Annotated in this window: 5 protein-coding genes; 2 read left to right on the top strand and 3 right to left on the bottom strand. The window is 59.6% G+C overall.

The window, feature by feature from the left end:
• On the top strand, positions 1-746 hold a 746-nt coding region (locus tag ACRC1E_RS01105), incomplete at its 5' end, for a methyltransferase (protein WP_438513266.1).
• Between the two features lie 141 nt (positions 747-887).
• A complete protein-coding gene (locus ACRC1E_RS01100; RefSeq protein WP_438513265.1) occupies positions 888-1463 on the top strand; it encodes a lysophospholipid acyltransferase family protein in 576 nt (191 codons plus the stop codon).
• 65 nt (positions 1464-1528) lie between these two features.
• On the opposite strand, the gene ACRC1E_RS01095 is transcribed toward ACRC1E_RS01100, so the two are convergent.
• From ACRC1E_RS01095 to ACRC1E_RS01085, 3 genes are all read right to left on the bottom strand, one after another.
• The gene (locus ACRC1E_RS01095) at positions 1529-2131 is read right to left on the bottom strand and encodes an HD domain-containing protein (protein WP_438513264.1); all 603 of its coding nucleotides are present in this window, start codon (positions 2129-2131) and stop codon (positions 1529-1531) included.
• Positions 2124-3371, bottom strand: coding sequence for a peptidase T (gene pepT / locus ACRC1E_RS01090; protein WP_438513263.1), 1248 nt, complete (start codon positions 3369-3371; stop codon positions 2124-2126). Before pepT ends, ACRC1E_RS01095 begins: the two co-directional genes overlap by 8 nt.
• Positions 3372-3463: 92 nt before the next feature.
• Positions 3464-4408 (bottom strand): nucleoside hydrolase, encoded by a 945-nt coding sequence (locus ACRC1E_RS01085; protein ID WP_438513262.1) that lies wholly within the window; start codon positions 4406-4408, stop codon positions 3464-3466.
• Positions 4409-4605: the final 197 nt, after the last annotated feature.

Here is a 4605-nt window from a genome sequence, read left to right as displayed (position 1 = left end):
CCGAGGCTTACGGCCCGGCAAGCAAGGCTTCGCTGGTGTCGCTACGCGAGCTATTGGGTTTGATCGGCGCACACGAGTGGCGCAAAAAAGGGGTGATGGTCAAGGCGCTGGGGGCAACCATTCATCCGCATTACGGCGTGTTCGCACCGATACGCGGCGAGTATGTCGATCTGGTGGCACAGGCCCCGCTACCCTCTAGCGAGCTGGCTTTCGATATCGGTACCGGTAGCGGTGTGCTTGCGGCGGTGCTGGCCAGGCGCGGTATCGCGCAGGTGATCGCCACCGATCAGGATGCGCGGGCGCTGTCGTGCGCTGCCGATAATTTACAGCGGCTGGGCGTGAGTGCCGCAGTGTCTTTGCTGCAAACCGATCTGTTCCCCGAGGGGCGGGCGCCCTTGGTTGTGTGCAATCCGCCGTGGCTGCCTGCCAAGCCTAGCTCGCCAGTCGAGTATGCGGTTTACGATCCGGACAGCCGGATGTTGCGCGGGTTTTTGACGGGGCTGGCCGCACATCTGACGCCCAAGGGCGAGGGCTGGCTGATTATGTCGGATCTGGCCGAACATCTGGGTCTGCGCTCGCGCGAGCAGTTATTGGCATGGATAGCCGATGCCGGACTGGTGGTGCTGGGGCGGTTGGATGTGAAACCGACCCACAAAAAGGCCATCGAGGCGGTGGATGCCTTGCACAAGGCGCGCTTGGCCGAGGTGACCAGCTTGTGGCGTTTGGGGACGGGTTCTCAAGCCTGATCCCGTAGTACAGGGTCGCTTGATGGGCGGCCTCTGATGCTAAACGGGTGGGGTGCCATTGTCCGGGTGTGGCTTTTGCGTTAGAGTGCGGGCACTTTTCTGGCCGCAAGGCATACTTCTGCGACTCGAGCGCATCATTATATGCACAACACCATTTTCACTACGCCCATCATTCGCCCGCTGATGGCATGGTTGTCTATCCTGTTTCTGAAGCTTGCCGGCTGGAAGATAGACGGCAACTTTCCGGCCATTCCCAAGTACGTGATGATAGCGGCACCGCACACCAGTAACTGGGATTTCCCGGTGACGCTGGCCGTGTGTTTCTCCAAGGGGGCACAGGTGTACTGGATGGGCAAGCATTCGCTGTTTACCGGGCCCTTGGGGCCGGTGATGCGCTGGCTGGGCGGGATTCCGGTCAACCGCAGCCGTAATAATTCCTTGGTGCAGCAGATCATCGATGTCTACAACGAGTCGGACAAACTGGTGGTCATCATCCCGCCAGAGGGCACCCGAGCCAAGGTGACCGAGTGGAAGACCGGTTTTTACCATATCGCCAAGGGTGCCGGTGTACCGGTGGTGCCGGCCTATCTCGATTTCAGCCACAAGAAGGCCGGGATCATGTCGCCTTTTTTCCTGTCCGAGGATATGGATGCAGACATGGTCAAAATTCGCGGCCTGTTTGACGGCATCAGCGGCAAGCGTCGCGACAAGTTCTAAACGCCACTTTTGCATTCATCAGGGGCGGTGCCTGTTTTTCATAAAACGGGCACCGCCCCTGATGCTTATTGCGGATCAAACCAGCCTTGTGCTGCGGCCTGTTCCAGCTGGCTTGTGAGCCAGCGCCCCGCTTCGGGGCAGCCGGCGCTCACCTGACTGACGGCCTTGTCTTGTACCTGAGCGCGGCTGACGCCGTTTTCACGCCAGCTTTGCCCTTGACGGTTGAGGTTGAGCAAGATGGGCATCATCCTGTCCATCGCATGGGCAAAGCGTGCCTCGGGACTTTGTCCGGCATCAAATTCCAGCCACAGCGCCAGCATCTGGCCGGCTTGTTCTGTTGGCAACAGGCTGAAAATCCGTGTCACCGCCACAAGCTCGGCCGCCTTGCGCTCGGCTTGGCCTTCTTCCTGATAAAAAATGGTGTCGCCGGTGTCGATTTCGCCGATATCGTGCACCAGCAGCAGCCGGATCACGCGTTCGATGTCGACGTTCGTCGCGGCATAAGGCGTCATCGTCAGCGCCAGCATGGCGACCTGCCAGCTGTGTTCGGCCGAGTTTTCATGGCGTTCCAGCGTCACCGGCTTGTTCTTGCGCAATACCGCCTTGAGCTTGTCTATCTCGATGATAAAGGCGGTGCGTGCCGCCAGTTCGGTGAAGTTGTCAGTCATGGGGTTCCGTATCGGGGTGTTGGGCCGTGCGGCGGGCGATGGCGATCAGGACCTCGACCGCCTTGTGCATGGCCTGAATGCTGACACATTCGTGTTTGCCGTGAAAGTTGTAGCCGCCGGTAAAGAGATTGGGGCAGGGCAGGCCCATAAAGGACAGGCGCGAGCCGTCGGTACCTCCGCGTATCGGCTTGACCTTGGGCTTGACGCCGGCGTCCTGCATGGCGGCGCGGGCGATATCCAGTATGTGCGGATGCGGCTCGATCTTGCGCCGCATATTGTAATAGCTGTCGCAGATTTCCAGCGTCAGGCGCGCAGTGTCCAGCTCGTTGTTGAAGGCGGCGATGCGCTCGGCCAGAAAGACCTTGCGCCGGGCAAAGCCTTCGTCGATAAAGTCGCGCACCAGATAATGCAGCTCGGCCGCTTCGGTATTGCCGCTCATCTTGTGCAGGTGAAAAAAACCTTCATAGCCCAGGCTATGTTCCGGTGTCTCAGTACGCGGCATGCCGGCGTGAAACACACTGGCCAGTGTCAGCGCATTGACCATGCTGCCGTAGGCCATGCCGGGGTGCACATTATTGCCGCGGATACGGATAGTCGCCGAGGCTGCATTAAAGTTTTCGTATTCCAGCTCGCCCAGTTCACCGCCATCTACCGTATATGCCCATTTGGCGGGAAAACGCTCCATCGGGAAATGATCGGCGCCGCGGCCGATTTCCTCGTCCGGCGTGAATGCAAGCCAGATGTCGCCATGCACGATATCGGGTGCAGCCAGCAGGGTTTCGATGGCGGTGACAATTTCGGCAATGCCGGCCTTGTCGTCAGCGCCCAGCAGGGTATAGCCGTCGGTGGTAATCAGGTCGTGACCGCGGCAGGCGCGCAAGGCAGGAAAGGCCTTGAGCGAGATTTTTTCGCCGCTGTCCGATAGCGCAATCTCCTTGCCGTTCCATGCGGTGATGAACTGCGGATGCAGGGGCTGGGACGGAAAGTCGGGCGAGGTATCCAGATGGGCGATCCAGCCTATGGCCGGCGCGCTGCAACCCAAAGTGGCCGGCAGGCGCGCGGTCAGATAGCCATTGGCGTCCAGCACTACATCGGATAGACCCAGAGCCCGCAACTCGTCCGCGAGTTCGCTGGCCAGCGTACGCTGACCTAAGGTGCTGGGAACGGAAGGACTGGCCGGGTCTGAGTGGCTGTCGATACGGGCATAGCGCAGGAAACGCTGAACGAGCGGGCTTTGCATGATAGGGCCTCATTCAATCTTGTATAAGGCCACTATGCATGGCTTTGCCGGCGCTTACCTTGCGTTAGCTCAGCCCTGTGCCAGAAAAAGCGTCAAGGCAGGTTGATCATGGCTTGAGCCATGCGCGCAAACATCGCATCGGCATCCACTTCTGTAATATAGAGCGCATTGCTGGCGCGCCCGCTCGTGCCCCACCAGTCGACCGAGCAATGGCCTTGCGTCAGCGGGCTATCGGTTTCCACTTCCACATTGACTTCGCGCCCCTGAAATAGCGCCGGGTCCAGCAGATAGGCCACGGCACACGGGTCGTGTAGCGGCGCGCCGATCTGGCCGAATTTTTTCACATCATGGCGCTCGAAACTGGTCAGTAGCGATGCGGCCAGCGGGCCGCAATGGTTGGGCAAGGACGCCAGTGCCGCCACGCGGCGCGCCGAGGTACAGGCCTTGTGGGTGACATCCAGCGGCAGCATCACCAGCGGAATGCCGGCGTGCAGCACCTGCTGCGCCGCATGCGGGTCGACATAGAAGTTGAATTCGGCGGCAGGGGTGACATTGCCGCCGGCAAAATAGGCACCGCCCATCAGTACGATCTGGCGGATACGCGGCGCAATATCGGGCGCCTTCAATAGCGCCAGCGCGATATTGGTCAGCGGGCCGACCGGACACAGGGTGACGGTGCCGGCCGGTTCGCGGCGCAAGGTATCGATGATGAAATCGACGGCGTGCGCGGCCTGCAGTGCCATGCTTGGCGTATGCATGGGCGCGCCTTCCATACCGGTCTTGCCGTGTACATGTTCTGCCGTCACCAGATGGCGTACCAGCGGGCGGGCCGCACCGGCATAGACCTCGACGTCGCGCCGGTCGGCCCATTCGCAAATGATGCGGGCGTTGCGGCTGACCGCCTCAATGCCGACATTGCCGGCAACACAGCTCACCCCCAGCAGCTCTATCTCGTCGCGGGCACCCAGCAAAAACAGCAGGGCGATAGCATCGTCAAGCCCGGGGTCGGTATCGAAAATAACGCGTAACTTGTGCATGTTATGCCCTTTGATATGGAAGCTTGGCTGCCACATGAAAATTATTTTTGTGCTCTTAATGAACTGCAGAGCTAAGAAGTTCAAATAGAAAATTGCAGAGTGGCATTGATTTTACGCCTATTGCTTCTCTTGACATGTCTGTTTTTTAGGCTGGGTGGTGTACTTTAGCTATAGTCATTGCCGATATCGTAGGTGGT

Source organism: Craterilacuibacter sp. (assembly GCF_051659485.1).
Taxonomy (GTDB): Bacteria; Pseudomonadota; Gammaproteobacteria; order Burkholderiales; family Chromobacteriaceae; genus Craterilacuibacter.
The sequence above is the reverse complement of the archived record's forward strand: the minus strand, read 5'-3'. Positions and strand labels throughout refer to the sequence as shown.

What these genes read in the sequence shown, in the direction of transcription:
- ACRC1E_RS01100 (WP_438513265.1), top strand. Translation starts at nt 888, where the DNA reads ATGCACAACACCATTTTCACTACGCCCATCATTCGCCCGCTGATGGCA.
- ACRC1E_RS01095 (WP_438513264.1), bottom strand. Translation starts at nt 2,131, where the DNA reads ATGACTGACAACTTCACCGAACTGGCGGCACGCACCGCCTTTATCATC.
- pepT (WP_438513263.1), bottom strand. Translation starts at nt 3,371, where the DNA reads ATGCAAAGCCCGCTCGTTCAGCGTTTCCTGCGCTATGCCCGTATCGAC.
- ACRC1E_RS01085 (WP_438513262.1), bottom strand. Translation starts at nt 4,408, where the DNA reads ATGCACAAGTTACGCGTTATTTTCGATACCGACCCCGGGCTTGACGAT.